At 56.4% G+C, this 25,839-nt stretch carries 23 protein-coding genes; 6 read left to right on the forward strand and 17 right to left on the reverse strand.

From position 1 onward, the window contains the following. Positions 1-181: hypothetical protein (locus BJF95_RS24255; RefSeq protein ID WP_210187752.1), on the forward strand; the 181-nt coding region annotated here is incomplete at its 5' end. A 333-nt stretch (positions 182-514) separates the two neighbouring features. Here the strand turns inward: BJF95_RS24255 and BJF95_RS22320 are convergent. The 6 genes from BJF95_RS22320 to BJF95_RS22345 form a co-directional block, all read right to left on the reverse strand. After that, positions 515-2,065, reverse strand: a complete 1,551-nt coding sequence (locus BJF95_RS22320; protein ID WP_210187753.1) for a DUF3100 domain-containing protein — start codon at positions 2,063-2,065, stop codon at positions 515-517. Positions 2,066-2,123: 58 nt separating this feature from the next. After that, positions 2,124-3,665 carry an aldehyde dehydrogenase family protein gene (locus BJF95_RS22325; RefSeq protein WP_075641720.1) on the reverse strand — a complete coding sequence of 514 codons (1,542 nt, stop codon included), beginning with the start codon at positions 3,663-3,665 and terminating at the stop codon, positions 2,124-2,126. Positions 3,666-3,680: 15 nt separating this feature from the next. After that, on the reverse strand, positions 3,681-4,562 hold the full coding sequence (locus BJF95_RS22330) for an NAD(P)-dependent oxidoreductase (protein WP_075641721.1): 882 nt from the start codon (positions 4,560-4,562) through the stop codon (positions 3,681-3,683). A gap of 126 nt (positions 4,563-4,688) precedes the next feature. Next, positions 4,689-5,600, reverse strand: a complete 912-nt coding sequence (locus BJF95_RS22335) for a LysR family transcriptional regulator (RefSeq protein ID WP_075641722.1) — start codon at positions 5,598-5,600, stop codon at positions 4,689-4,691. 63 nt (positions 5,601-5,663) lie between these two features. Continuing rightward, positions 5,664-6,563 (reverse strand): VOC family protein, encoded by a 900-nt coding sequence (locus BJF95_RS22340; protein ID WP_075641723.1) that lies wholly within the window; start codon positions 6,561-6,563, stop codon positions 5,664-5,666. 18 nt (positions 6,564-6,581) lie between these two features. Further along, the gene (locus tag BJF95_RS22345) at positions 6,582-7,361 is read right to left on the reverse strand and encodes a DapH/DapD/GlmU-related protein (protein ID WP_210187754.1); all 780 of its coding nucleotides are present in this window, start codon (positions 7,359-7,361) and stop codon (positions 6,582-6,584) included. A gap of 104 nt (positions 7,362-7,465) precedes the next feature. On the opposite strand from BJF95_RS22345, the gene BJF95_RS22350 reads away from it, so the two are divergent. From BJF95_RS22350 to BJF95_RS22360, 3 genes are all read left to right on the forward strand, one after another. After that, the gene (locus tag BJF95_RS22350; RefSeq protein WP_075641935.1) at positions 7,466-8,392 is read left to right on the forward strand and encodes a LysR family transcriptional regulator; all 927 of its coding nucleotides are present in this window, start codon (positions 7,466-7,468) and stop codon (positions 8,390-8,392) included. Positions 8,393-8,509: 117 nt separating this feature from the next. Continuing rightward, positions 8,510-9,658, forward strand: coding sequence for an amidohydrolase (locus BJF95_RS22355; protein WP_075641936.1), 1,149 nt, complete (start codon positions 8,510-8,512; stop codon positions 9,656-9,658). Positions 9,659-9,984: 326 nt separating this feature from the next. Next, positions 9,985-10,947: a mannonate dehydratase gene (locus BJF95_RS22360; protein WP_075641724.1), complete on the forward strand. Its 963-nt coding sequence runs from the start codon at positions 9,985-9,987 to the stop codon at positions 10,945-10,947. A gap of 202 nt (positions 10,948-11,149) precedes the next feature. Here the strand turns inward: BJF95_RS22360 and BJF95_RS22365 are convergent, their stop codons facing one another. The 7 genes from BJF95_RS22365 to BJF95_RS22395 all read right to left on the reverse strand — a co-directional run bounded on the left by BJF95_RS22365 (position 11,150) and on the right by BJF95_RS22395 (position 18,216). Then, positions 11,150-12,064, reverse strand: a complete 915-nt coding sequence (locus tag BJF95_RS22365; protein ID WP_075641725.1) for an SMP-30/gluconolactonase/LRE family protein — start codon at positions 12,062-12,064, stop codon at positions 11,150-11,152. Next, positions 12,061-13,146 carry an ABC transporter ATP-binding protein gene (locus BJF95_RS22370; protein WP_075641726.1) on the reverse strand — a complete coding sequence of 362 codons (1,086 nt, stop codon included), beginning with the start codon at positions 13,144-13,146 and terminating at the stop codon, positions 12,061-12,063. Before BJF95_RS22370 ends, BJF95_RS22365 begins: the two co-directional genes overlap by 4 nt. A 32-nt stretch (positions 13,147-13,178) precedes the next feature. Then, positions 13,179-14,018, reverse strand: coding sequence for a carbohydrate ABC transporter permease (locus tag BJF95_RS22375; RefSeq protein WP_075641727.1), 840 nt, complete (start codon positions 14,016-14,018; stop codon positions 13,179-13,181). A 4-nt stretch (positions 14,019-14,022) separates the two neighbouring features. Next, positions 14,023-14,955, reverse strand: a complete 933-nt coding sequence (locus BJF95_RS22380) for a carbohydrate ABC transporter permease (RefSeq protein ID WP_210187755.1) — start codon at positions 14,953-14,955, stop codon at positions 14,023-14,025. A 69-nt stretch (positions 14,956-15,024) separates the two neighbouring features. Continuing rightward, complete coding sequence (locus BJF95_RS22385) at positions 15,025-16,320, reverse strand: ABC transporter substrate-binding protein (RefSeq protein ID WP_075641728.1); 1,296 nt, start codon at positions 16,318-16,320, stop codon at positions 15,025-15,027. Positions 16,321-16,471: 151 nt separating this feature from the next. After that, entirely contained in the window at positions 16,472-17,389 is a 918-nt protein-coding gene (gene kdgD / locus BJF95_RS22390) for a 5-dehydro-4-deoxyglucarate dehydratase (RefSeq protein ID WP_075641729.1), read from the reverse strand. 71 nt (positions 17,390-17,460) lie between these two features. Continuing rightward, entirely contained in the window at positions 17,461-18,216 is a 756-nt protein-coding gene (locus BJF95_RS22395; RefSeq protein WP_075641938.1) for a FadR/GntR family transcriptional regulator, read from the reverse strand. Positions 18,217-18,380: 164 nt separating this feature from the next. Between BJF95_RS22395 and BJF95_RS22400 the strand changes: the two genes are divergently transcribed. After that, positions 18,381-19,178 carry an NAD-dependent epimerase/dehydratase family protein gene (locus BJF95_RS22400; RefSeq protein WP_075641730.1) on the forward strand — a complete coding sequence of 266 codons (798 nt, stop codon included), beginning with the start codon at positions 18,381-18,383 and terminating at the stop codon, positions 19,176-19,178. A gap of 341 nt (positions 19,179-19,519) precedes the next feature. On the opposite strand, the gene BJF95_RS22405 is transcribed toward BJF95_RS22400, so the two are convergent. From BJF95_RS22405 to BJF95_RS22420, 4 genes are read right to left on the reverse strand one after another with little or no spacing between them, the layout of a single operon-like run. Then, on the reverse strand, positions 19,520-20,323 hold the full coding sequence (locus BJF95_RS22405; RefSeq protein ID WP_075641731.1) for an inositol monophosphatase family protein: 804 nt from the start codon (positions 20,321-20,323) through the stop codon (positions 19,520-19,522). A 3-nt stretch (positions 20,324-20,326) separates the two neighbouring features. Then, positions 20,327-21,400 (reverse strand): ABC transporter ATP-binding protein, encoded by a 1,074-nt coding sequence (locus BJF95_RS22410; RefSeq protein WP_075641939.1) that lies wholly within the window; start codon positions 21,398-21,400, stop codon positions 20,327-20,329. Further along, a complete protein-coding gene (locus tag BJF95_RS22415) occupies positions 21,393-23,399 on the reverse strand; it encodes an ABC transporter permease (protein ID WP_075641732.1) in 2,007 nt (668 codons plus the stop codon). Before BJF95_RS22415 ends, BJF95_RS22410 begins: the two co-directional genes overlap by 8 nt. Next, positions 23,396-24,355: an extracellular solute-binding protein gene (locus tag BJF95_RS22420; protein ID WP_075641733.1), complete on the reverse strand. Its 960-nt coding sequence runs from the start codon at positions 24,353-24,355 to the stop codon at positions 23,396-23,398. The genes BJF95_RS22415 and BJF95_RS22420 overlap by 4 nt, the downstream gene beginning before the upstream one ends. Positions 24,356-24,561: 206 nt before the next feature. Here BJF95_RS22420 and BJF95_RS22425 point away from each other — a divergent pair, with 206 nt between their 5' ends. Continuing rightward, complete coding sequence (locus tag BJF95_RS22425; RefSeq protein WP_075641734.1) at positions 24,562-25,812, forward strand: ROK family protein; 1,251 nt, start codon at positions 24,562-24,564, stop codon at positions 25,810-25,812. Positions 25,813-25,839: the final 27 nt, after the last annotated feature.

Here is a 25,839-nt window from a genome sequence, read left to right on the forward strand (position 1 = left end):
GCAGGTTCAAATCCTGCCCCCGCAACCAATCTTGTCATTACAACAAAACCCCGTCAGAAAATCTGGCGGGGGTTTTGCGTTAACGACAAAACTCCGCAGACTTTATGTGACGGCGGCCCCAGGTGCCAAGCTCATCAAGCCGCCAACCACTAGCCTGCCCGCGTTCAGCGCATCACAATAGACGCCAAATATACGTCCGTTCTTGCGCACAATCGTGATTATTCGACACGGCCTTGGAGTCCATAGAGCGAAACTGTGAGCCTTGGATTGTCGGCATTGAATATGACGGGTTTGCCGTTACTGGCCATAGCGTTCCTGAGCGCTTCGCTGCAGAAGGCTGCAATCGGTTTGTTGTCAAACCTCCGCGGGAGGGCCGATATAGAAGCCATCGAGGAAGAAATTCAGCGGGTTTGCCTGTCTTCGTACCAACGTTGATTTAAGGCAGAAGCTCGGTCGAGCCTGCATGCCGGGGCAATGCGGAAGGTGAGGGATGCACTATCCCTCACCTTTGAAATCAATGAAAAATTTCTGCAATGATGGTGCCGAAGATGAATGTTCCGGCGTTGGCGACCAGCGATACGACGATGATGCGCCAGCCAAGCTGTTTCAGGATTGGCAGATCCTTTGCCAGTGATAGGCCAGCGAAAGCGAGCACTGGAGTGACTAACGGCAACAGCGCCATCTTCGTCGCGAGGGGGCTCACATATGCCGCAAGAGGTGAAAAAGGGGCCGTGGCCAAGATGGCGAGCAGCGAAACCCAGCAGACAAGAGGAATCTTGAGGAACGCCAGCGTGTGGTGGATCAGGTAGCCGCAGATTGCAATGCCTCCCATGATGAGCATTGCTGGCAGTGCGACAGTCGGTGAGGTTCCGGTTGCGATCCAGTTGCCAATCAGCGCGGTGCTGCCAGAAACGATCAACGTTAGGGCCATGAGCCATAGTGGCGTGTGTTCAGCTTTTGAAACAGACGAAAGGGCCTCGTTCATTTCGTTCGACGTGCCCCGGGTGTTGCCATACACGGAACGCTTTGGCGACAGGATCGGTTCAAGCTTGTTATAAAGCCAGTTGGCAATTGGTAGCGACAGGAACAGAGTAAAGTAGGTGCCAACAGTGGTGGTCAAGAGGTTGGCCGCAGCCGCAAAAGCAGCAATCTCCTTGGCGTCAGCTGGATGCTGCGCCGTTATGGCTGCGACGGCCGCAGACATCATGCTGCCAGAGCCGACACCGGCACCCATGGCCAGAGACCATGGATGGAAAATGCCAAGACCCGCCATGGTTCCGGCCAGAAAGGCGATGAAGAGGGCACCGAGCACTGTTCCAATAACATATTCCGCAAGCACGCCTCGACCTTCTGCCGAGTTCATGCCGTAGCGTTCAGAAATAATGGCAACGGAGAATTCCCGGCCAATGGAGAATGTTGCGCCAACAGCTTCACGCTTGATACCGAGCATCAAAGCGAGCGGCAGGGCAAAGACCATTGTGCCAAGGAAGTGGCCAAGTTCCTGAAAGACAAGCGCCCAGCCCGCCGAGGCGATCTTCGGCAGCGATTCTCCAATGATGAAGCCAAGCTTTACAACGAAGAACGCGATTGCCACCTGAATCAAGGCCGAGGCTGTGAACTGTGCCTGCACCGACGAGGCACGCTGCCCCGGCATGTTGCGATGGATGATGCTGATGACCGCTCCGATGAGGAGCGCCCAGACAATTGGAAACAGCACGACGTTGGTGATCCCAAGCGGGATTGTTATGTTGCCGATGGTCTCAGCTACCAGAACAGCAAAAATCATCGCCACGCTGATAAGAATGAAGTGAGCGAACAGATTGCGCGGTGATGCCGCCGCGCCGGAGGTTGGCGTGTAACTCGACATGTGCATTCCCCTTTTTTTGTTTTGCCTTGGCCGTTGCACGGAGCCAGGACTGCTGGAACATACGCAGTGAACGTCACCGCTCGTGGTTTGTGTAGCAGGCCAGTTCGGGACATTGTGTTGCAATTGATGCAACAAGGGGTTGGAGGAGGGAGAGAACCATCGGTAGTCGGCCTTTAAGACAAAAAGGCCGCCGCCCACGATGCGCGGGCTGCGGCAAGTGCATGTCCGTTTCGTTTTGTAAGAGCCGGTTCAGCGGTCAGCCAGCGACATAGCCGAATGTCACCGCCGGCTGGGCGGCGGTTTCCACCCACACACTCTTGGCCTGTGTGTAGGCCATCAATGCATCCCGGCCGCTGGAACGACCGTAGCCACTGCGGCCGAAGCCGCCGAAGGGCGACATGACGCTGATCGTCTTATAGCCGTTGATCCAAAATGTCCCGGCGCGCACCTGTGCCGCAATGCGATGAGCGCGACCGACATCCCCGGTCCAGACGGCCCCCGCCAGACCGTAAGGGTTATCATTTGCCAGGGCAATTGCCTCCTCCTCTGTGTCGAAGGGGGTGACGCCAACCACAGGTCCGAAAACTTCTTCTCGGGCAATGCTCATCTCAGGCCTGACGTCGTCCAGGATGGTCGGCGCGAAATAGTAGCCGCCCGTGTGATCAAGGCTTTCCGGCCGTGCTCCACCCGCGACCAATTGCGCGCCTTCGCCGATGCCCTGCTGCACCATGTCGCCAATCTTCGTCCATTGGCGCAGATTGTTGATCGGACCCATGTGGGTCGTATCGAGAGAGGGATCACCGACGGGAATGCGGCTCGCGGCTTCGACATACTGTTCAACGAACTGGCGATGGATGGAGCGGTGGACCAAAAGGCGCGACCCGGCAACACAGCTTTGCCCAGCACCACCAAAGATGGCTGCCTGCGCTCCGGCAATGGCTCGCGAAACATCAGCATCGCTAAAAACAATGTTGGCGGATTTTCCGCCAAGTTCCAGAATGCAGGGTACGACGTTTCGGGCGGCACTGGCAGCAATCATCGAACCGGCAGCGGCAGAGCCGACAAAAACCACCAGAGCGGTCTTGGAATGCGAGACTGCGGCCTGGCCAGCGGTTGGTCCGGCACCCGCCAGCACATTGACAAGCCCTTTTGGCGCACCGCCTTTTTCGCAAAGGAGGCCCAAAATAAGGGTGCTAAGCGGTGTCAGTTCTGATGGCTTGATGACCACGCCGTTGCCAGCGCAAATTGCAGGCGCGATCTGCCAGCCGCCGGTAAACAAAGGCGCGTTCCATGGGGTGATCTGGACCACGACGCCGACCGGCTCATGTCGCGTGTAATTGAGGTGGCTCGTTGGGACCGGTATGACCTCGCCATGCAGCTTATCGCACCAGCCAGCATAATATTCGAACATTTCCGCGACCTTGATCACCTCGCCACGAATGTCACGGATCGGTCGCCCAGCCGAGCGGCTTTCGATTTCGGCAATAACTGCGGCATGTTCGCGGATCTTGCGACCGATTTCGTTCATCACCCGTCCGCGAGCAGAGGCCGTGAGCGTCATCCACTCCCTTTGTCCGCGTTCGGCAGCCAGCATTGCCGCATCCACAACGCTTTGATCGGCATCGGCAAACGTCGCAAATTCCTTGCCGGTGGAAGGGTCGGTCAAGCTCAGGGTTTCACCCTTGCCTGTCATCAATTCCCCACCAACCAGGCTACCGATGACGTCGCTGCCGAAGAGATCTTTCAGAAGTTCGCGGATTCGCGCACCGGGTTCCACGCTCGTTTTCAAAGTGTCCATTTATCTGTTCCGCCTTTAGTTTTTCTGCTTGAACGCGCCCATGCGCGTGAAATCGTCACTGTCTGCCAGATCGGCAGAGCCGGCCCACAAGCTCGCGACCTGCTCTGACAGCGGAAGCTGTGCTCCGGTGCTGTCGGCCAGCTTCTTGGCCAGCCGCACATCCTTGCGCATCAACCCCATGGAAAAACCGCTATCGAAGCGATCGGACATAACCCAGGTGGGGAAATGGACGTCGCTGATCATCGATTTGCCGGAGGCGGCGTTGACCACGCGAAGTGCTGCTTCCGGATCAATGCCAGCCGCAAGGGCGAGTTTCAGCCCTTCACTGGTTGTGATCATGTGGGCTGCCGCAAGCAGATTGTTGACGAGCTTTGCCACATTGCCCGCACCACTTGGCCCCACATGCAGCGCCTTTGCGGCCATGGCCTCAATGACGGGACGGGCAAGGGCGAGGTCTTCTTCAGAACCGCCAATCATCATTGTCAGCTTTCCTGATGCTGCACCCGCTGGACCACCACTGACGGGCGCATCCAAAAACCCATGGCCAAGGGACGCCAGCCTGTTTGCGAGATCACGGCTGACATCGGGTTCCGAGGTGGAGGTGTCGATGATGATCACGCGCTGGCCAGACTTTGCCTGAAACAAATCCAGATGACTTTCAACGACCCCTGATACATCCTGTGCCGTGGGCAGTGAGAAGACAAGAAAATCGCTCACGGTGATCACCTCGCCGATCGTCAACAGAGGTTCGACACCAGCGTCTTCGGCGAGCTTGCGGCGATCCGCAGACAGGTCGAATCCGACCGTTCGAAATTTTTTAGTGACAAGTGTCTGGGCCATCCCAAGTCCCATGCTGCCAAGCCCGATGACCCCCACGGTCGTTGTTGCGTCCGGCATCTCGTTCCATCCTTCTATTGGGCGCGATTTGGTCACGCGCCTTGACCTTGTCAGGCTGACATCAGAGGCCGTTTCACGCTAGCGGTGGCATCAACAACAATGCGTTGCAACGAGGGCAACACCCCGTCAATTGCTCTTGAAGGCCGACATTGCCGTTGCGAGATGGCTTGCAAGCCGTGTAACTGAATTGGGAAGACGACGGCGTGCCTTGACCATCAGATGAGCGCATGCCTCGTTCAGCAGCGGATCGGAAAGCTCAATTGCTTCGACGGTTCCGCGCGCAAGCTCTGTCGCAACCGCAAAGCGCGGCAGATACGTTACGCCAAGACCCGCGACCACAAAACGCCGCAGCGCGTCTACAGAGGTTGTGACCACCAGCGGTGCCATGGCGTGTCCGTTATTCGCGGCCACGCGACCAACAAGATCGGTCACGCCATGCCCTTTCCCCAGCAGGGCGCAGGGTAGAGACATGCACTGGATAAGCGGAAGCGTCTGCTGCCCCACCAGCGGGCTTGATGGATGAAGGATGGCGCATAAAGGCTGCCGTGAAATTGCAAGTGATCTCACCTTCGGCTCTATAACCGGATTGTAGGCGATGCCGATGTCGGCGTCCCCGTCAATCACGGCCTGCATGACCCCATCCGTCCCACCAAGGTGCAAATCGTAGCTGACCGAGGGATAGACATCGGCAAAGGCTTTCAGCCCATGCTCGATCAGGTCTGCCAGAAAGCCCTCACCACAGCAAATGCGTACACGACTTTGCTGAACACCCTTTAACTGTTCCAGTTGTTCCTCGAGAAGTCCTCCGTCCTCCAGAACCCGTTTGCCATGCTCGAGTACGAGGACACCGGCGTCCGTCAAACTCACCCCACGGCTGCTGCGATGAAAGAGCGGCAGGCCGACATTTTTCTCGATATCCGCCACCTGTCGGCTGACGATGGAGGGGGCAATCGACAGATGGTCCGCAGCACTGCGGATCGACGTGTAGCGAACCACGGCCATGAAAATCCGAAGGGCCTTGGCGTCAAGTATCTCCATGTTTTATCTTCCATTGGTATCCGCCACTGCAGGCAAATATTCGCAGTGGCAATCCGGCCATCCTTACACTGGCTTGCCGGTTCCTGAAAAGGCGACGAAAACATTGCCATAGATCGCAGCATCAGTCAGCCGTATGCTGTCTTGATTGATAACCGCCGGAACCGCGCTTTCCTCCAGAATGGCTGCAACGCGATCGATATCAGGCACCTTGATGTGAACCGCTACGCAGCAGGGGCCGTCGCTCTGGTTCAGGTCCACTGGCAGAGCACCGTAACGGCGCTCAATGCCTGCTCGGTTCGTCACCACATAGGCACCGCGCCCGCTCCGGGCACCGAAGCCATCCTCAAGTGCAAACAGGCTTGCCTCGCCGTAAAGCCCTGCCAGACGCTGACGTACGGCAGGCTGGTGCTCTTCGTCTGCCATGATGGTCAATTGCGAATAGCAAATTGCGCCATTGCGGTGCGTGCTCCATTGCGGCACATAGATCAGATCGGGCCGATGCTGCTGGCAGATGAAGTTGGAAAGGCGCGGCATCGCGTCGGACGCCAGGATCTTCAGCGTCGTTGCCGTACGGTCGGGCGTTCCATCAACACGTTTGACGTCGCGTCCGAATTCGATGGTACCTTGGCAATCGATCCCACGCCGCGCAACCTGTTCAGCATCGGCTTCCGCCGCATCGCTGTTGAGCGCTGTCAGGGCAATGCCTTCGCGCTTGCGAAGATGGTCATGAACGAAACGACCAAAACGAAAATTGCCAGCTGCATAGCTGTCCAGCAGGGTCTCGTCGTAGATGCTGACAAGCTCGATCAGCGAGCGATCCATGATCGCAATGCATGTGCTGGTTCCCCACGGATGGCGGCTTTGCGGCGCAAAGGTGAAGCCCAGCGCGCGATAGCGCATGACAGCTTCGTCAAGATCGCGCACGGCAATCAAGGGGTGATCGATGCCAAGAAATCCGGTCATGCTGAAATTCCTCTTCCATTAAATGCCTGTGAAAGACGCTTCCGTGCGCGGCTTGCTCGTTGCCGGGACACCGGCCACGGTTGTCTCTGGTTCAACATCGCGCAACACAATTGAACCAGCCGCAATCACACTGCCCGCTCCGATATCTATGCCGCCGAGAAGAATGGCATCCGCGCCGATCGTCACATTCGCGCCCAGCCGTGGATGGCGCCGCGTGCCGTTGTCTTTCAGCGTGCTGCCGAGGGTTACCCCGTGCCAGATGCTGACGTTATCGCCGATGATCGCGGTTTCACCAACCACGAAGCCAAGACCGTGATCAAGCCAGATCCCTTGGCCGAACACTGCGGCCGGATGGATATCCGTCGAAAAGGCCCGTCCGAACAACGTCTTCAGGGCCAGCGCAAGATCCGTCTTTGCGCTCATCCAATAATAATGCGCCACTCGATGGCCAAGAAGCGCATGGATGCCCCGCGAATAGAGCAGGGTGGCCGAAAGTCCACCAGGCTCGAAATTCTTGCGCGCGGTCGTCTCAATATCGGTGATGGCAGCACGAAAGCCGTCAGTGTCAGAGTTGAAAGCAACAGTAGCAAGGTTCCGAACATTTGATGAATCGCTCTGGCCTCCCGTTGCGCTGGCCAGAACATCGGCGAGCAAATCAGCGGGATTGTTCGCGGCCTCCGGTGAAAGACCAAGCAAAGCGGGAATCTCCGGCTGACGCCGGTACAGGTTCTGAACCTCTGCCACAAGGCGTTGGGCAAAAAGTTCAATGTCACTCTCCTGACCGTTCATGGCGGACATTCTTTCTCTCGGTAAAACTCTGATGGTCGAAGTGTTCACAATATCACTCGCCAGGTCTAGTTAATAATTCTAAGGTTACTCATTAGCAAAACAGGATGGTTTCAGTGGATTTGCAGAGACTTCGAACCTTGCGTGAGCTTCACCGTCGAAAGACAATGGCAGCCGTGGCCGATGCCTTGCTAATCTCTGCTTCTGCCGTGTCGCAGCAGATTGCGCTTTTGGAAGAGGACGTGGACACGAAGTTGATTGAGCGTCGCGGTCGAGGCGTCACCTTCACGCCTGCCGGGCTCAAGCTGGTTGCGCATGCGGCAAACATCTTGGGGCTGGTTGAAGTGGCCAGAACCGACCTTGCCGAATTGAAGCAGACCATAGCGGGCGAGATCCGGATTGCCGCCTTTCCGTCTGCTGCTGCAACGATCGTGCCTGCCGCCCTTCAGATGATACAAGAGCGTTATCCGCAGCTCGATGTTATCCTGACCGCGATGGAACCTTCAGAGGGACTGGCGGCACTTCGTGCCTGGCAGACCGATCTCGCTCTCATCGACGACCTTACTGCAACCACCGGCGCAACAGACGAGCGCGTGGACCGGATATCCCTGCATGAGGATGAGCTTTTTGCCATTCTCCCTGCATCGCACGCGCTTTCCACTGCCAAGACCGTGACCTTGCAGGATCTGCATAAAGAGAAATGGGCACTGGATGTGGCCTCGCATGTCTACAGCGATGTGCTCCGCGACCGCTGCAGGCAGGCGGGCTTCGAGCCGCAGGTCAAAGGCTTTTGCAATGATTTCGAGGTGGTGTTGGCCTTGATCAGGGCGGGCTGCTGCATATCGGTGATGCCCGGTCTGCGCCTACGGCACATGGAGCGCGACATTTGCGTCAAGCGCTTGAGCCCGCCGATAAGCCGAAGCATCATGATGGCCGTACGGGCAAATGAAAGGCGCAACCCCGCCGTGGCTGTCGTTGTTGATGCATTGCAGCAGGCTGCGGGCGGCCTCACAAAAGCTGAACCCATCCAGCAATCCTCTTGAAATCTGGAGGCGTTGCGTAAGAAACAACATTGCGTTGCGCCGGTTTACGCTTCAAACGCACGGCACAAATTGCCAAGATGGCAGATGTCACCTTCGCTCAAAGCTCAGGAATTCGAAATGATTGCTCTTTCGTCAGAGAAACTTCAAGAGGCCGTTCGCTGGCGGCATCATCTGCATGCCCATCCTGAGCTCGGTTTTCAGGAGACCGAAACGGCACGTTTCATTGCAGAACGGCTTTCCGAATGGGGTTATGCCGTTCGCACCGGCTACGGTCGCACCGGCGTTATTGGCACTCTGACAAAGGGAAGTTCGCGCAAGGTGCTGGGTATTCGCGCCGATATGGACGCGCTTCCCATCCTTGAGGAAACCGGAGTTGACCATGCCTCCAAGACCGCAGGGGTGATGCATGCCTGTGGACACGATGGACATGTGACGGTGGCGCTCGCCGCAGCACGGGAGCTTGTCACCGAAACGTTTGACGGAACGGTTCATTTCATCTTCCAGCCGGCCGAAGAAAATGAGGGCGGTGCCCGCGCGATGGTCGAGGACGGCCTGTTTCGCGATTTTCCCATGGATGCAGTGCTGGGGATGCACAATTGGCCAGCCTTGCCGGTTGGCACTCTGGTTGCGCGTGATGATGACATGATGGCAGCTTTTGGCACATTCGAAGTGCGGGTTATTGGCCGTGGTGCCCATGGCGCGATGCCGCATGAGGGGGCCGATCCGCTTTTGGCCGCCTCCCAGATTGTCAGCGCGCTCAACACCATTGCCAGTCGCAATGTCTCGCCCTTAAAGGCCTCTGTCGTGTCGGTCACACAGATCCACGGCGGCGACGCCTGGAATGTGATCCCCGAACGTGCCATGATCCGCGGCACAACACGCTGGTTCGACGCCGATGTGGGTGATACCTTGCAGGCAAGGATCGAGCAAACCGCCCGGTCCGTGGCCGAAGGGTTCGGATGCCGCGCCGAGATCGACTATCAGCGCCGCTATCCGGCAACGATCAACAATGCCGCAATTGCAGCCATGGTCCGCGCAAGCGCTGCCGCCATAAACCTGAATGTGTTGGATGCAGCGCCATCGATGGCGGCGGAAGACTTCGCCTTCATGCTCAACGAAACACCTGGCTGTTATTTCTGGCTGGGCGCTGCTCGGACCGGGGGTGACAATCCCGGCCTGCATTCGCCCCGCTTCGACTTCAACGATACCGTCATTCCCGGCGCTGTCGAGATGTGGCGTTCGACAGCGATCAATTTCCTCGCATAGGGCGAATATTCGAGATTTTGGACAAGCACCGCCATGGCAAGACGGTCGAATATGGCTCTGCGCGGCAGATCATAGCGATACCAAACCAAGACTATACGCAAATCTTGCTCACCACCGTGCCGGATATGCGGATTGGCAGGCTCGATGAGAAGCTGAAAAAGCAGATCCTTTGTCCATGATGCCCCACGCATGACCCCGTTCGCGTTCCCTGTGACGATCCGATCATGGTGCACTGCGCTATAGCACTGGCCAGGCGGGAAATTCATTGACGAACTTATAAGATTCATAATATGACTCATATTATGAGTTGAGGATAGGAGACATCGATGTATCTTGGAACGCAGCTTCCGGCCCGCCATGATGATGATTATCGGGTTATGAAGCAGCTGGGCGTCAACCATGTGTCGGCCAACCCGGACGGTTCATGGCTCGATTGGGACCGTGAAACACTTGAAAAATTCCGCGACAAGCTTGAGACCTTTGGCCTGACGCTCGACATGTTGCTTTTGCCCATGCCGTCTTCACCGGTCGACACGCAGGAATGCAAGGACATCCTGCTTGCAGGCCCATCGCGTGATCAGCAAATCGATTCCATCTGTAACCTGATTGAACAATGCGGTGCGGCGGGAATTGCGTCGGTGCGCTATAATTTCAACTATATCGGCATTCCGCGAACCCCTATGGAACCGGGCCGGGGCGGCTATATGGCCGAGGCCTTCCGCTGGGATCTGGTGGATGCAGATGCAGAAGGCCCCGCCGGGGTATTGGCGGAAGAAACGATCTGGGAGCGTATAGACTATTTTCTGGCGCGCGTTGTTCGGGTCGCGGAGAGCGCCAATGTTCGTCTGGCCTGCCATCCACACGATCCGGCGACACCGCCGGGCTATATGGGCGTTACGCGTGTGCTCGGCACGGTGGACGGCATGAAACGCTTCGTTCAGATGCATGAAAGCCCCATGCATGGCTTGAATTTTTGCATTGGCACATTGGGCGAAATGCTCGAAAACGTCAGCGATGCGCCCGACGTGACACGCTGGTTTGGCGAGCGCGGCAAAATTATGAACGTCCACTTCCGCAATATTGCCGGAAATCGCTATTCCTTCCGCGAGAGCTTTCCAGACGATGGCGATATCGATATGGCGAAGGTCATCGAGGTGCTGCGTGAAACCGGCTACCAATACATGGTGATGCCAGACCATGCGCCAACCCTTGCTGGTGAAAACCAGCAGCAGGTGGCTTTTGCCTATTGCTACGGCTATATCGCAGCCCTTTTGCAAAGCCGGACCTGAGGTATTCTACAGAAGGAATGACGTTTTACAGCGCCGTGCACCATACAAGGTCAACGGCGCTGTAAAGCGCGGCGCATTGTATTGAATTGTATGAAACAGCGCTGTGAGCATTCCCCTGTGTGGGTCATCTTTCAACATTGGTAGTTGTATGATGAATCCATCGGAGTTCAGCGAAAATAACGCGTTTTTGGCTATGCCACCTTCAGCCAACACCCGGAATTGGCGAATGCCGAAATGCGGAGCAGAGAGGCTGCACGATTCCCTGAAAGGGCAATTCAACGGCGAATATATCGCCGCCAGTGCCGTTTTTCTCAAGGCTGGTGATATAGGCGGTTTTTAACTCGCGTCCGGCAAAACAGATATTGGTGGGATTGGACACAGGCACCGTGATCTCTGCATCGATCCTGCCTTCCGGCGTCAGTCGCAACACACGGCCGGAATCACTTGCGGCAATCCAATAACACCCATCCACATCCATCGCCGCCCCATCAGGCCTTCCGCCGAGCGTTTTATAATCAGCGAACAGGGTGGGGTTGGTTCGCTCTCCCGTCTCGGGATCAAAGCGATAGCACGTCACTCCCACATTCGATATGTGAGAATCCGAGACATACATCCTGCGCCCGTCGGGGCTCCATGCAAGGCCGTTTTGCACGCGAAACTGTCCGCCGCGCGGTGTCACATCGCCGTCTCGCTCCAGCGAAAACAATTGACCCCAAGCGTCCGGCTCCGCAGGCGTTGGCGACAGCGAGCCAGACCAGAAGCGCCCTGAAGGATCGCAAGCACCATCATTCATGCGCCAACCAATACCAAGCTTTGGGCCAAAACCAAAGGTAAAAACCGGGCCATCCCTGCTGAGTTCGAGGTGAGCAAACCCTCTTTCGGTGCCAGCGGCGAAATGACCGTCACAGGATGGCACAAGGCAGCCAATGGTGAAGGCGAGTGGAAAATCCGTGACGCAGCCCGTTGAAATGTCGAGCTGAAACAGACGCCTTCCGACGATATCCACCCAATAGAGGCAAGCCTGCTCCGCGTGCCATACCGGGCTTTCCGCAAGAGCGGAGCGGGGCGTTGCCACCCGTTCAGCTTCGAAGCGGCGTATGGAGGCAGAATTGGTCATGGCTTGCGTGCAATCCGTTTTTCGCTTTTGCGGTCAAAAATCAACAGCTTTTCCGCATTCGGACGCAACGAAATCACTTCTCCGGGTTTCAAGCTGCTGCGCTGTTTTGAGGCCACGAAAACCTCACCCAATGGCGTATCGCAGATGACCGTGGTGTCCGAGCCTGTGGTTTCCACCGCCTTCACCTTGCCCGCGATTGCGCCCGCTTCGCCATTGTCCGTGATATCGAAATGCTCGGGACGAATGCCTGTCAGCACATCACGGCCACCTTCAACCGTGTAACCGTGCGGCAGGAGAATGCTGGAATTGCCACCTTCAAGCCGCAAGCTATCCGCGCTTTCGCCAATTTTGGCGGGCATCATGTTAATAGCTGGTGAGCCGATAAAGCCGGCCACGAAAACACTATCGGGCGTATCATAAAGCTCAAGCGGCTTGCCTGCTTGTTCTACGCGGCCATCGCGCAACACCACGATCTTTTGCCCCATGGTCATGGCTTCCACCTGATCATGCGTCACATAGACCGATGTTGTGCCGAGCCGACTGTGCAGATCACGGATCTCTCCGCGAACCTGCACGCGCAGTTTGGCGTCCAGGTTCGACAGTGGCTCATCGAACAGGAAGGCGCTTGGGTCGCGGACGATCGCCCGGCCCATGGCAACGCGTTGACGCTGTCCGCCGGAGAGCTCGCGCGGCAACCGCTCCAGCAAGGCCTCCAATCCCAGCATTTGCGCAACCCGGTCGGTCTTTTCGATGATCTCTGCTTTGGGGCGGTGAGCCAGGCGCAGCGCAAAGCTCATGTTTTCCCGCACTGTCATTTGCGGATAGAGCGCATAACTTTGAAACACCATGGCAATGTCGCGCTGCTTGGCCGAAAGCCCGGTGACATCGCGCCCGCCAAATGTGATGGTGCCGTGTGACAAGGGTTCCAACCCCGCAATGATGCGCAGGAGGGTTGATTTTCCCGATCCACTTGGCCCAATCAACACGCAAAACTCGCCTTCATCGATGTCCACGGACACGTCGCGGATAACGTCGACTGCGCCGAAAGACTTCGAAACGTTATGGAGTGCGATACTGCTCATGCCTTTACCTCTTGGAGTTCACGCAACTGGCCTCAGCCCTTGACGGCGCCGGACATCAGCCCGCGATTGAACTGCTTTTGCAGCAACAGATAGACGATGACGCTTGGTGCCATTGCCAGCATTGTCGCTGCGATGAATACATTGGGACTGATCAATTCATCGGCCTTTAACATGCCGAGAACCACAGGAACCGGATAGAGCGACTGGTCGTTGATGACGATCAGTGGCAAGAGATACTGGTCCCAGATCATGATGAAGCCGAAGATAATCACGGTGCCCAGGGCCGGTTTAACCAGAGGCAGGATCACCTTGGTAAAAATTTGAAACTCATTGGCACCGTCAATCCGTGCGGCATCCTCAAGCTCCTTTGGCACAGCGCGCATGAATTCAGTCAGCATGAAGATAGAAAAGGCCCAACCAACAACCGGCAGGATCATCGCCGCATAGGTGTTGTAAATAGAGGCATCGACAATCGGCAATTTGCCCTGGATGACCAGATAAAGCGGAATGGCAATCACCTCGTCGGGCAGCATCATCGTGCACAAAAACAGCAGGCTGACGATGGCGGCACCGGGGAATTTCTTGCGCGCCAGCGCATAGGCGGCCATGGCGCTGACAATGACCTGACATGTGGTGCCAACCACCACGACAATCAACGAGTTCATCAGGTAGCGCCAGACCTCATGATCAACCAGCGCTGTTTTGAAATTGGCAAGTGTTGGCTGTTCCGGCCAAAAGAACATTTGTCCCGGCTGGAGAACACGACCGCTGAACGCGCTCACCGCGATGCCCCAGAACGGTCCGACAAAAACAACAAGCACGACGGCGAAGAACAGGAGCCGCAAGGCCTTAAGAGAAAGCTGACGGGTCATGGCGCTAGTCCTTTGCAATCCATGCCTTGAGCCGCAGATGGATCAGGGTCAGTAGGATGGTGAAAATCAGCAGCAGGAACGACACGGCAGACGCATAGCCATAGTTGAACTCGTTGAAACCCGCCTTGTAAATATAGGTCATGATGGTTTCGGTCGAGCCAGCCGGTCCGCCGCCGGTGGTGGCATAGACCTCGGCAAAGACCCGAAAGCCGCGGATCAGGGACAGAATGATGACCACTGAAATGGCCGGGATGCTTCCCGGCAGCGTCACATGCAGGAGCTTGCGCCACCAGCCTGCACCATCCACGTCGGCGGCATCATAAAGCTCACGGTTGATACCTGCCAAGCCCGCGATGAAGATCATCATGTCGTAGGGCGTGTCCTTCCAGACTTCGAGCAGCACAAGCGTACCAAGAGCCTGATGCGGATCACTGAGAAAGCCTTGCGGGGCAATACCGAGATAGCCAATCAAGGTATTGACGACACCGTAAGGCGCTGAATTGAAGATCAGTTGCCAGACCTGTGCCAAAACGGCGGCACTGGTGATGGCGGGCAGGAAGATTGCCGTGCGAATAATGCCGAGGTGGCGTGCCGGTCCTTCAAGGCCAAGTGCTAAGGCGAAGGCGAAAATAATTGAAAACACCAGCGAAAAGATGACGTAAATTGCCGTATGCCCAACGGCAATCGCCAAATCCTCGCTGGCGAAGGCGCGGGTAAAATTCGCGAACCCCACCCATTTGCTGGCGCTGTAAAATTGCACGTCGTAGAACGACATCTGCAATCCGCTCAGCATCGGATAGAATTTAAACCAGGTGAAAATAATCAGCGCTGGCAGCAGAAACAGCCAAGGTGACAGGCTTTCGCGCGAAAACCGACCGCGTTTGCCAAATCTTGCATCTTGCGAAGACATAACCGGCTTGGGGGAGGTGTCTGGCATCACGTCTCCATGTTCATAAAAAAGGGCCGCCGTCGGGCTATGCGACGGCGCGCCCGGAGTTCAAATCGGTTATTTCGCAAGAACGCCTTGAGAGGCGAGGGTGGTGGCGATATCGGCATCCAGCTTTTTGAGACCTGCCGGAATATCAGAGTTGCAATCGGCGAGGATCTTGTTGAAGCCATCGGCGATCAGCATGCGGAAGGGCTGCCAATCTGGAACGGCTGGCACATAATGGCTATGCTTGGCATAGGTTTCAGCAAACACATCCCAACGCGGGTCCTTGCGAACCTTTTGCAAGGATGGATCGTCGATCACAGGCAAGCGCACCATGGGCGGCAAGCCGTTATCAACGGCCATACCGGTCAACTGTCCCTGAGGAGAAATCAGATATTCCGCAAACTTGCGCGCTGCATCAGCATGTTGGCTTCCCTTCATGAAATAGATGCTGGTGCCTTCTGCAAGCGATTCAGGACCGCCACCGGGACCGCTTGGTGGTGCAACCACCTCGAATTTGTCCTTGCCAGGCTGCGTATCATAAGCCGAAATATTGTAAGGGCCGGTCAAATACATGCCGGTCTGACCAGACCGGAAAGCCGGATTCACATCTGCCGTGGTGGCATTGATTGCACCGGGCTGCGTTAGCCCTTCGCAGACCATGGAGCGCACGAATTTCATGGTTTCTGCACCGGCCTTGGAGGAAAGTGCGGGGACATAGCCGCCATTCTTTTCCTCTACGAACTGACCGCCAGCCTGCCAGAGAAAATTGCTGATGAACCAGGATGCGTAGCCGCGTGTGGTGGAGGCTGGCATGGTGAAGCCATAGGTGTCGTTCTTGCCGTTTCCGTCCGGATCCTTCTTGGTGAAGGCCTCGGCGACGTCATGAAGCTCCTGCCAGGTTGTCGGGGCTTTCAAGCCAAGCTTGTCCAGCCAATCCTTGCGGATGAACAGGCCAAAGGATTGAGCCGACATGGGAACCGCATAATATTTGCCATCGTTGGACTGCGCGCTTTTCCACGCCGCTGGCAGCACTTTGTCGCCCCCCGTGATGTCTTTCGGGTTAACCTCTTCAAGAATGCCGATCTTGAGAAGATTTCCCAATTGCCCTGAATCGTTGAGGACAAGATCTGGCAGGTCGTGGCCTGCCGCTGCGCGCACAACGCGCTGCTCGAAATCATTCATCGCCTTGTAGAGTTCGACTTTGATGCCGGTTTCCTTGGTGAATTGTGCGGCCATCTCCTCAAGGGTTTTGATGGATTCCGTTGTTTCGCGCGACCAGACCTTGATTGTCTCTGCGCTGGCCATCTGCGGGGCAATCAACAACCCCGCTGAAAGCGCAGTCATCGCTAAAAAATTCATCCTGCTCATTGCAATCCTCCCTGTTTTATTTTCCGGTATCATTGCGCGGACCATCCGGGTGACCTTCCCCGGATGTCTTCCCAAGGAAGACTTGGCCTTCAGATGTGCAATGAGCCTCCCAGCTCGCTGGACCCGCGCGGCGTCAATCTCACACCGTGTTTCAGGCGGCCTTCTGGCGTTGGTAGGGCGCGATCAGCGCCTCCAACATGCCTTCTTCTTCCGCCGATAAATCGCAAAGAGGGCTGCGAACCGCGCCCGCATCAAACCCTATCAGCCGCACACCTGCCTTGATGGCCGCCACCGCATATCCTTTGCCGCGATTGCGAATGGCCATGAAAGGATAGAAGAATTCGTTCAAGATGCGCTCGCACTTGGACCGTTCACCGGCCCGCAATGCCTTGTAAAACTCAACGGCAAGCGCCGGGACGAAATTGAACACCGCCGAAGAATAAGTGGTGAAGCCCGCACCCAGATAGGCCTCCGCAAACAATTCAGCCGTCGGCATGCCGCCGAGATAGGTCAAGCGATCACCCATTTTTGCCGAAACGTGGCGCACCAGACCGATATCACCGGTTCCGTCCTTAAATCCCACCAGATTGGGGCATTCGTCGCAAAGGCGCGCCAGTGTGTCGGGTTGCAAGATTGAATTGTCGCGATTGTAAACCATCACGCCAATGCCCACCGACTGACAGACCCGCTTCACATGGTGATAGAGACCCGCCTGTGGCGCATCAATGAGGTAATGCGGCAAAAGCAGAATGCCGTCAGCACCGGCCTTTTCCACCGAGCGGGCGATGTCTACTGCAATCTCTGTTCCGTAGCCGCAGCCAGAAACAATGGCCGTGTTGCCCGCAGCTTCTTTCGCAGCCCTGACGATGTCTGGGATTTCGTTTGGTGTGAGCGAAAAAAACTCACCCGTTCCGCCTGCTGCGAAAAGCACCGGCGCATCATATCCCGACAGCCACTCTACATGACGCTGATAGCTGTCCTTTGCAAAAGCGCCCGACGTGTCGAAATGCGTCACGGGAAAAGATAAAAGCCCTGATCCCAGCGCTGTCTTGATGTCTTGCGGATGCATTCAGTCGCCCTCTCAATTCCTGAATTGAGATAAATGCTAGCAGCTGATGGCAGGCGCGTCAACAACTCATACTATAAATTCATCAAACTTCTCTGATGGGCTAAGCGATACCGGGATAAGCTGCCTTGTATATGGATTTTCATTGCCGCTTTGGCGGCAGATTCGTCGCCATTTGTCACCGCCTCGACAATGGCTTCATGCTCTTTGTGAATCTGCAGAAGATAATTGCGCTGAGATGCAGGTTCAGCACCTTGTGCCAGCGCCGAGCGCGGAATCAAATTCTGGCCAATCATCACCAAAATCTCAGCAAAACGGGGATTGCTTGTTGCACGAGCAATCGCCAGATGCAGTGCAAAATCGGCCTCAGCCGTCGGCTTTCCCGCCTCGAGAAGGATGAGGAAATCGCGGTGGCGTTCCCAGATTGCGCCTTCCTGCTGGGGTGAGCGACGCAAGGCGGCAAGCCCCGCAGCTTCTACCTCAACGGCCAAGCGCAATTCAAGAAGCTCCAGCACCGAGGACATATGATCTCGGTTAAAATCTTGAAAAGGAAGAGAAACTGGAACGGGAGGTGACAGCACGAAAACGCCAGCGCCCTGGCGCGGCTCCACCAGTCCGTCGGATTTCAAGGCAGCAATTGCCTCGCGGACCACAGTGCGGCTGACCGCATAGCGCGCCGTCATCTGTGCTTCGCTCGGCAGGCGATCACCTTTTTGAAATTCGCCAGCGACAATTGCGGCTCTCAGCTTTTCCACCAATTGGGTGACGAGTGTTGCCTTGCCGCCCTGCTCTGGGGTGTGCTGTTTTGTTTCGCTTATCAATAATTCCATTCCCTTTGCCTTGCGTGGCAACAATGTGCGGGCAACAATCTCACAGCTTTCACGCGACTTCAAGAGAATTGCCACAAACTCATATGATAGGTTGTCGTATAGCCTTGCTTGGTTTAAGGTTCTGCTATGACATTTTCATCGAAACCGCGCATCGGGAGACTTCCGTGCATCGACTCTTGATTACCGGCGCAGCTGGCGGCATTGGCCAGATCATGCGCCGGAAGCTGGCTCCTTTGGCCAAAATATTACGCCTTTCCGACATCTCAGACATGGGGGTCGCTGCTGAGAATGAAGAGCTTGTAATCTGCGATCTGGGTGACAAGCACGCGGTGATGGAATTGTTGCGCGACTGCGACGCTATTGTTCACCTCGGTGGCATGTCTGGCGAGGCACCTTATTCGCAGATATTGAACGCCAATATTACCGGCAGTCTCAATCTTTTCGAAGCGGCCCGCGCCCATGGGATGCCGCGAATTCTGCTCGCCAGTTCGCAGCACACTGTTGGCTTTTATCGGCAGGATGATTATCTCGAGACCAGCGCACCGATGCGCCCGGATGGCCTTTATGGTCTGTCGAAATGCTTTTCGGAGCTCATGGCGCAGATGTATTTCGATAAATTCGGTCAGGAGACGGCCATTGTGCGGATCGGCTCCTGTTTTGAAACACCGCGAGACCATCGCATGCTTGCGACCTGGCTCTCCTTTGACGATTTTGTCTCGCTGACTGAGCGCGTGTTTTCGGTGCCAAAGCTCGGTTGTCCGATTATCTGGGGTGTTTCAAACAATGATACGCTATGGTGGGACAATAAATCTGCCAATTTCCTGGGTTGGAAGCCAAAGGACAATTCGGGCGATTATCGCGCGTCTATTCTAGCGAATGTTCCCAGACCTGATCCCGGCAGTGTCAGCGCCCTTTTCCAAGGTGGCGACTTCACGCAAAAGCCGATTGTGCACGATCTGTAGACGAGGACTGGTCCGACTTGGTAAAGTGTTGCCAGTTTTGTGCTTTGCCCGCGTCGCGGAAGGCAGAAGCGACTGTCTGGACATGCCCATAAAAAATGGAGAGGGCACGCCTGATCTTTGATAGGGGTTAGCACAAGAGGCCAGACAATGCCATCTCGCCACGAGTTGGCGCTTCGTGCAGCGCAAACGTTTGGAAAATCTCAGAATCCGCATCCCTATCGGGCTGAGAAATGGTCGTCATGCCGCAACGTTATCCCGAGCCTAGAGTCTGTCTGGTTCAATGTGAACCTGACAGACTCCAGGCTCGGGTTTTATGAAATGTGGGATTGCGGCGCGCAAGGTTACGATCTGTGCAACAAGAGGGTCTTGAGCCATTCATGAACAGGCGGGGCGGCGGCCAGCAGAGAGCCGCCTTCTGTTGGTGTGGTGCCAACGAGGGATGTGACGCGCGCGCCGGTTTCTTCGGCTATGAGTTTGCCTGCGGCATAATCATAGTAGCTCAGGCCATCTTCGAAATAACCGTCAAGGCGACCGGCGGCGAGATAGGCGAGGTCGAGCGCTGCGGAGCCAAGGCGACGAATGCCAGCAGTGTCATTTGTTGCCTGGTCCAAAGCCCGAAAGAAGGCGTCTCGGCTGATGGCCTTCAATTGTCCGCGAACCGGCATGGACATGGAGATGATGGCGTCTTCGGGCTGTTTTGGCTGAATTTTCGCCAAGCGCGTGCCATTCAGCGCTGCACCTTTGCCACGCACGGCGGTGAACATGTCTTTGCGCAACGGATCATAGACAATGCCGAGGATTTCACCTGCGTCATCGCAGAGCGCGATGCTGACAGCAAAATACGGAATGCCCCAGATGAAATTGCTGGTGCCGTCCAGCGGATCGACGACCCATCTTTGTGCGGCATCGGCCCTCTTTACGCCGGTTTCCTCGCCTAAGAAACCGTAATCGGTTCCGGCTTTTGCAAGCACAGATGCAATTGCCGTTTCGGCTGCGATATCAGCCTTGGATGCATAATCACCAAGCGCCTTGCGCTGCACAGCGTCTCTTGGCATCTGGCCGAAATGAGCCAGCAATTCCTCGCCGCCAGCAAGGGCCGCTGCGCGGGCAATGTCCATCAGATCATCAAGTGGCAGGTCTGTCATGGTTTATGCCCCGGTTGGAAGATAGGTAAAACGCTCAAAAGCGACGCCAACGGGCGTGCCGAGATCGAGTGCATTACGGGTTTCGATTGAAATCAGTGGGCCATTCTGCAGTCGCAGGCCGTGCGTCCAGGCCTTGCCCATATAGCGTCGATCTTCGACCACAGCATTGAACAGGCCGTGGCCGCATTCTCGAACAATGACCTGCTCGGGTCGCACCATCAGTGTGGCGGGGCCGGAGCGGTTTTCATCGGCAAGAGGCAGCCTTGGTCCATCCGAGAGGAGAAACCCTTCGCCATCAAATGTGCCATCAAGGAAGTTGGCACTGCCGACAAATTCGGCAACAAAGCGGTTGGCTGGTCTTGAATAGATCGTCTCTGGATCGGCGAGATGTTGCACCAAGCCGTGTTGCATCACGGCGATCCGATCCGACATTTCCAAGGCTTCTTCCTGATCGTGCGTGACATAGATTGCTGTCAGGCCGAGCCGCTTTTGCAGGGTCCGCAATTCGTGACGGAGGGAAACGCGCAGGCGGGCATCGAGATTGGACATGGGCTCGTCCATCAAAAGCAGAGGCGGATCAATAACGAGGGCGCGGGCCAGCGCAATGCGCTGTTGCATGCCACCGCTCATCTCCGAAGGATAGCGCGTTTCTACGCCATGCAGCTCCACTTGTGCCAGCGCAGCGCGCACTCTTTCCGTGATGTCGCTTTTGGCAACCTTGCGCAGTTTCAGGCCATAGGCGACATTGTCGAACACCGTCTGGTTTGGCCAAAGTGCATAGTTTTGAAAGACAAAGCCGATGTTTCTGTTCCAGGCGGGAATGGTGGTCACGTCCGCGCCATTAAACAGGATGCGGCCGTGATTGATGGGGTGAAAACCGGCGACGGCGCGCAAAAGTGTGGTTTTGCCGCAGCCGGACGGCCCAAGCAGGGTGAAAAATTCACCGGGGCGGATCGTGAAGCTGACATCCTTGAGCACGGCATTGCTGCCGAAGCTCTTGGAGACACTGTCGATCACGACTTCGCAGCCTCGGGGCTCAGCTCCGGTTTCAGCTTGTTTTGAAAGAGTTTCAACCACCGGATTTTCCTTGGGTTTGGCCATAGCGAACGATGAAATAAAGCGGGATGTAGATGATCAGCATCAGCAGAATGGTTTGCGCCGCGGAAACGCCGAAATCGGCATCAACCAGTGTGTTTTCGAAGATCACTGCAGTCATCGGCTTCCACGGCGGGCGATAGAGAACGATGGTCGAGGAAAGCTCGGTCACGATATGCAAAAACGTCAGTGTCGCACCCGTTACAGCGCCTGCGAGAACCAGAGGGGCTGTGATGCTGATAAACACCCGCATCGGCCGCGCCCCGAGGCTGATTGCGGCCTCCTCGAGTGCTGGGTGCACGCGGCGTAAGGCTGCCTCGGACGCTTTAACAGTAAAGGGCAGATTGCGGATCAGATAGGCCAGCGCCAGAATGAACCATGTGCCAGTCAGCTGCAGTGGTGCCTTGTTGAACATCATGATGAGGCCGATACCCAGAACGGTGCCGGGAATAACATAGGGCATCATCACCGTCAGGCTGAGAATGGGCGCAATGATCCTGTATCGCTTGCGGATAATGACATAGGCGATGCCAAGTCCGAGTGCGGTTGCGCAAAACGTGCCGGCAATGCCGAGTGAGAGGGTGACCCAGGCAGCGCCTAAGCCGGTTTTGAACATGGTCGTGTAATTGGCGAGCGTAAAGATTGCCCGCGGCAGCCCAACTTTCCACTCGAGGAAGCTGGAGACGAGCACGGTCAGATGAGGAGTGAAGGCCATGAGCAGCGCCAGCCCCACAGCCAGCAAGATCAGGGCGTGTCCAATTGGTGATAGTGGCTTTTTGTCCAGACTGCGCGACGAGACAACGGCGAAGCCACGCCGCGCGAGATAGATCTGCTGTGCCATCAAAAACAGGCTGGAAATGCCGATCAGCACGACAGAGCCGGTGGCCGCCAGCGCTGGATTGCGGCCCGCTTCGCTGAGAAACGATGTGTAGATGAGCACGGGCAGCGCGTTGACATCAAGGCCGATGATGCGTGGGGTTCCGAAGTCGGACAGGGCGGCCATGGTCGCGAGATAAAGGCCGGTGATGATGCCAGGAAGCGCCAAAGGAATTTCAATCGAGAAACGGACGCGGGAGGGAGCGGCACCCAGACTTTCGGCCGCTTCAATATGGCCGGCATCAAGGCTGCGAAATGAGCTGTGGCTGAGCAGGAAAATGATCGGGAAGACCAGCCAGGTGATGACCCATATCACGCCATGCAGACCGACAATCGACATGTTGTAGCCGAGATAGGTGGTTATGACACCGTTGCGGCCCAAGAGCAGACGCCAGGCATAGGCCCCCAGAAACGGCGGCGACACAGAGGCCATGGTGATCAGAAATACGATTGCAGTGCTGCCAGCGACTTGATAGCGGGCGAGACAATAGGCAAGCGATACGCCAATCACGGCGGCAAGCGCGGTTGATGTCAGGGCAATAATCAGGCTGTTGACGGTTGCCGAGAGCGTCTCGGACCGCGTGAAGAAGTCGAGATAGTGAACAGCAGACAGCGACAGCGCCGAATTTTCGAAGGTGACGTAGGCATTGGCGGCGTGCGACAGCACCACCGAAGTGTCCGCCTGCTGTTTGATGTCGAGAATGGCAGGGGCGGAGTTGGCGAAGAGGCTGCGCGGTGCTTGCTGAGACAGGGTGAAGCGGGTTTGCCCGATGGTGAGTTCAACGCTGCCGTTTTCATTCCTGCGACCTGAAAGGTTTTGTGGACTGCTCAAAAGCAGGGTTTGCGCGTCCTTGGTCTCGATCGTCAGGTCTTGGGCGGACGTGAGTGCGACATCAAGCTGACCGTTGCGTGCTTTAACACTGTAGCGGCTGGTCATTTCCGGGACGGACTGAAGGCCGTCCCGGTTGTGCAGCATCGTGAAGCGGCCTCCTTCTTCAAGGAGCGAAGCCGCCATCAGCCGGAGTTGCGGGACGATAATCGTCAAGCCGCAAAGCAGAAGCGCGACGATTGAGAAGAGAAGCCAATTGTCGCGCAGTAGCCTCATTTGCTGCGAACTTCCTGAAAGCGGGCGACCACGACAGCGCGCGGATCCATGGCTGACACAATATTCAGCGAGGCAATGTCGGGAAGGGCGGCAGGCGGAGGCGTGTCCTTGCGTGCCGAACGGCGCACGGTGGCATCACGTACGATTTCATGGGCAGCCTTGGTACCAAGGAAGTCGATGAAGCTCTTGGCTTCGGTGAGATGCTGCGCCCCCTTGACGATTGCCTGGGCATCGATCTGGCCCGTGACAGCATCGGTTGGATAGACGATTGCGATTGGCAAACCCTGAGCTTTCCACTTGGCACCAAGATCCTCGTTGATCCAGCCCACGGCGGCTTCGCCGTCACGCACGGCATTGAAGGCATCGTCTGAACCGGGTGCGATGCGTGCGGATTTCGCGAGCTTGCCAATGAAATCCCAACCGAAATCGCCAGCCAAAGCCGATAGAATTGTGTAGCCGGTGCCGGATTTGGCCGGATCTGGAATGATCAACCCGCCCGCTTTGGCGAAATCTGGCGATAGCAGGTCTTTTTGCGTCTTCGGCATGGAAGCGGCATCGATCCGCTTGGTGCTGACAATCAAAGGCTGGAGAAGAACCGTAAAGGGATGCCAGACATGATTGGGATCGACGGTCACCATATCGGCATCAGACGGGCTTTGATAGGCTTGAAACAGCGCTGCGTTTTCCTCAAAGGTCTGGGTTGGGCCGCCCCACATGACGTCTGCCGATGCATTGCCAGCCTCGGCGCGAATGCGCTCGACAATCTCGCCCGTGCCGCCGCGCACAATCGTGACCTTCACGTCCGGATGGGCTTTGGCAAATGCCTCCAGAATGGGCGCGGAGGTCGTTTCGCCATGGGCGGTATAGACCACCAGTTCGCCGGCATTGGCGATGCCGAGAAGTGATGCTGACGCCAATGCGCCCGCCAGTATTCGCCGCAAGGTCCATTTCAGCATGTCAGTTCCCTTTCAAGTTAACGATGAGGAAGGCCGCCAATTAATTCCATTAAGAGGATTAAAAATCAAGTGGCGGTTTGGGCCAATAGACCTAATATATTGCAGTTATGTGACGAAAATGATCTTCCGTGCTTTTTATTGCTTGCTTGACGGGTGATTTTTCGCCTGATAAAATCCTGTGAATAGAATAAATATGAGCGATTTTCATGACCCTTATGGGCAACAATCACACCTATTCGGGCCGATATAACCGGCGTCTCGTTTTTGATCTTATCCGCTCAGGAGAGGCGGTAAGCCGGCGGAGCCTTGTTGATGCCACGGGATTGAAGCCCCAGACGATGTCCAACATCTGCAAGGATTTAATTGATCGGATGCTGGTGGTGGAAACCACCCGGCTTGAGGGTGCGCGCGGCGCACCCCAAAAGGCGTTGCGCATTCGGGCAGAGGCGGGGTGCAGCCTTGGGGTTCACATTGATCGTGATGGTCTTCTTGGAATCCTCTGTGATCTTTCCGGGCGCGAACTTGGGCGGGAGAGGGCGACCGCTTCTCTCGCTGACCCCAGAGATACGATCAGTGCGATTGCCGAGATGGCAAAGCGTCTGAGGCTTTTGGCTCCCGATGCTGCGGCTTGGGGCGTCGGGGTTGCCATGCCGACCCTGCAGGAAGCGGAGTTTGAGCACTCCGTTGGCCCGCCGGGATGGGATGCCTGGAGCCGTCTGCCCGTGGCCGAAGCCATTGAAGAGGCTTGTGGTCTTCCTGTGATCATTGAAAATGATGCAACAGCAGCAGCCGTTGCCGAATTGAGGATCGGGCGGGCCTGTGGTCTTAGCCACTATATTCATGTGTTCGTTGGTCATGGTTTGGGTGCCGGGATTATCAATGACGGCATGCCGCTTCAGGGATTTTGGAACAATGCCGGGGAAATCGGCCTTCTGACCTGGCCGTCCGAGCTGGCATGTGTGGAAGCCGCAGGTCAAACGCCGTTTTCGATTGATGAGCTTGCCGCGATGCTGGGCCGCGAGAGCGGTGAGATTTTCGCACCCGGCCAGTTGGAGGCTCTCTATAGTCAACGCGATAGCGTGCTGATGCGATGGCTTGATCTTAATGCCCGACGGTTGCGCCTGCTGGTTTCGCTTTTGGAAAACATGCTTGATCCGCAGACCATTGTCGTTGGCGGACATTTTCCGGCCGTTCTGATCGATTCTCTGATTGATAGAGCCTATCCGCTTTTGCCATCTGTGAGCGCGCGCAGCGAGCGCGAGATGCCGCGCCTGTGCGCGGGCGCACTCGGGCCGGAAGCAGCAGCCCTTGGGGCTGCGATGTTGCCGGTGATTGCCCACGGCAGCCCGGACTTCCGGCGTCTTTCTTTCATGCGTGGCCGCAGTCAGTCCATTGATTTTGAGAGGCGTTTTGATCGTGTCGCGGGTGCGCCGTCGGACGATGATACGTCACTGTAATCCATTAGCCCTTACGAACGGAACTAT

Source organism: Rhizobium oryziradicis (genome assembly GCF_001939045.1).
Taxonomy (GTDB): domain Bacteria; phylum Pseudomonadota; class Alphaproteobacteria; order Rhizobiales; family Rhizobiaceae; genus Allorhizobium; species Allorhizobium oryziradicis.

Excerpts from the sequence above, each read along its gene's own strand:
- BJF95_RS22335 (WP_075641722.1), bottom strand. The coding sequence starts at position 5,600 with ATGGAGATACTTGACGCCAAGGCCCTTCGGATTTTCATGGCCGTGGTT.
- BJF95_RS22380 (WP_210187755.1), bottom strand. The coding sequence starts at position 14,955 with ATGCCAGACACCTCCCCCAAGCCGGTTATGTCTTCGCAAGATGCAAGA.
- BJF95_RS22340 (WP_075641723.1), bottom strand. The coding sequence starts at position 6,563 with ATGACCGGATTTCTTGGCATCGATCACCCCTTGATTGCCGTGCGCGAT.
- BJF95_RS22325 (WP_075641720.1), bottom strand. The coding sequence starts at position 3,665 with ATGGACACTTTGAAAACGAGCGTGGAACCCGGTGCGCGAATCCGCGAA.
- BJF95_RS22370 (WP_075641726.1), bottom strand. The coding sequence starts at position 13,146 with ATGAGCAGTATCGCACTCCATAACGTTTCGAAGTCTTTCGGCGCAGTC.
- BJF95_RS22425 (WP_075641734.1), top strand. The coding sequence starts at position 24,562 with ATGACCCTTATGGGCAACAATCACACCTATTCGGGCCGATATAACCGG.
- BJF95_RS22360 (WP_075641724.1), top strand. The coding sequence starts at position 9,985 with ATGTATCTTGGAACGCAGCTTCCGGCCCGCCATGATGATGATTATCGG.
- BJF95_RS22420 (WP_075641733.1), bottom strand. The coding sequence starts at position 24,355 with ATGCTGAAATGGACCTTGCGGCGAATACTGGCGGGCGCATTGGCGTCA.
- BJF95_RS22405 (WP_075641731.1), bottom strand. The coding sequence starts at position 20,323 with ATGACAGACCTGCCACTTGATGATCTGATGGACATTGCCCGCGCAGCG.
- BJF95_RS22415 (WP_075641732.1), bottom strand. The coding sequence starts at position 23,399 with ATGAGGCTACTGCGCGACAATTGGCTTCTCTTCTCAATCGTCGCGCTT.
- BJF95_RS22330 (WP_075641721.1), bottom strand. The coding sequence starts at position 4,562 with ATGCCGGACGCAACAACGACCGTGGGGGTCATCGGGCTTGGCAGCATG.
- BJF95_RS22375 (WP_075641727.1), bottom strand. The coding sequence starts at position 14,018 with ATGACCCGTCAGCTTTCTCTTAAGGCCTTGCGGCTCCTGTTCTTCGCC.
- BJF95_RS22345 (WP_210187754.1), bottom strand. The coding sequence starts at position 7,361 with ATGTCCGCCATGAACGGTCAGGAGAGTGACATTGAACTTTTTGCCCAA.
- BJF95_RS22365 (WP_075641725.1), bottom strand. The coding sequence starts at position 12,064 with ATGACCAATTCTGCCTCCATACGCCGCTTCGAAGCTGAACGGGTGGCA.
- BJF95_RS22355 (WP_075641936.1), top strand. The coding sequence starts at position 8,510 with ATGATTGCTCTTTCGTCAGAGAAACTTCAAGAGGCCGTTCGCTGGCGG.
- kdgD (WP_075641729.1), bottom strand. The coding sequence starts at position 17,389 with ATGCATCCGCAAGACATCAAGACAGCGCTGGGATCAGGGCTTTTATCT.
- BJF95_RS22385 (WP_075641728.1), bottom strand. The coding sequence starts at position 16,320 with ATGAGCAGGATGAATTTTTTAGCGATGACTGCGCTTTCAGCGGGGTTG.
- BJF95_RS22395 (WP_075641938.1), bottom strand. The coding sequence starts at position 18,216 with ATGGAATTATTGATAAGCGAAACAAAACAGCACACCCCAGAGCAGGGC.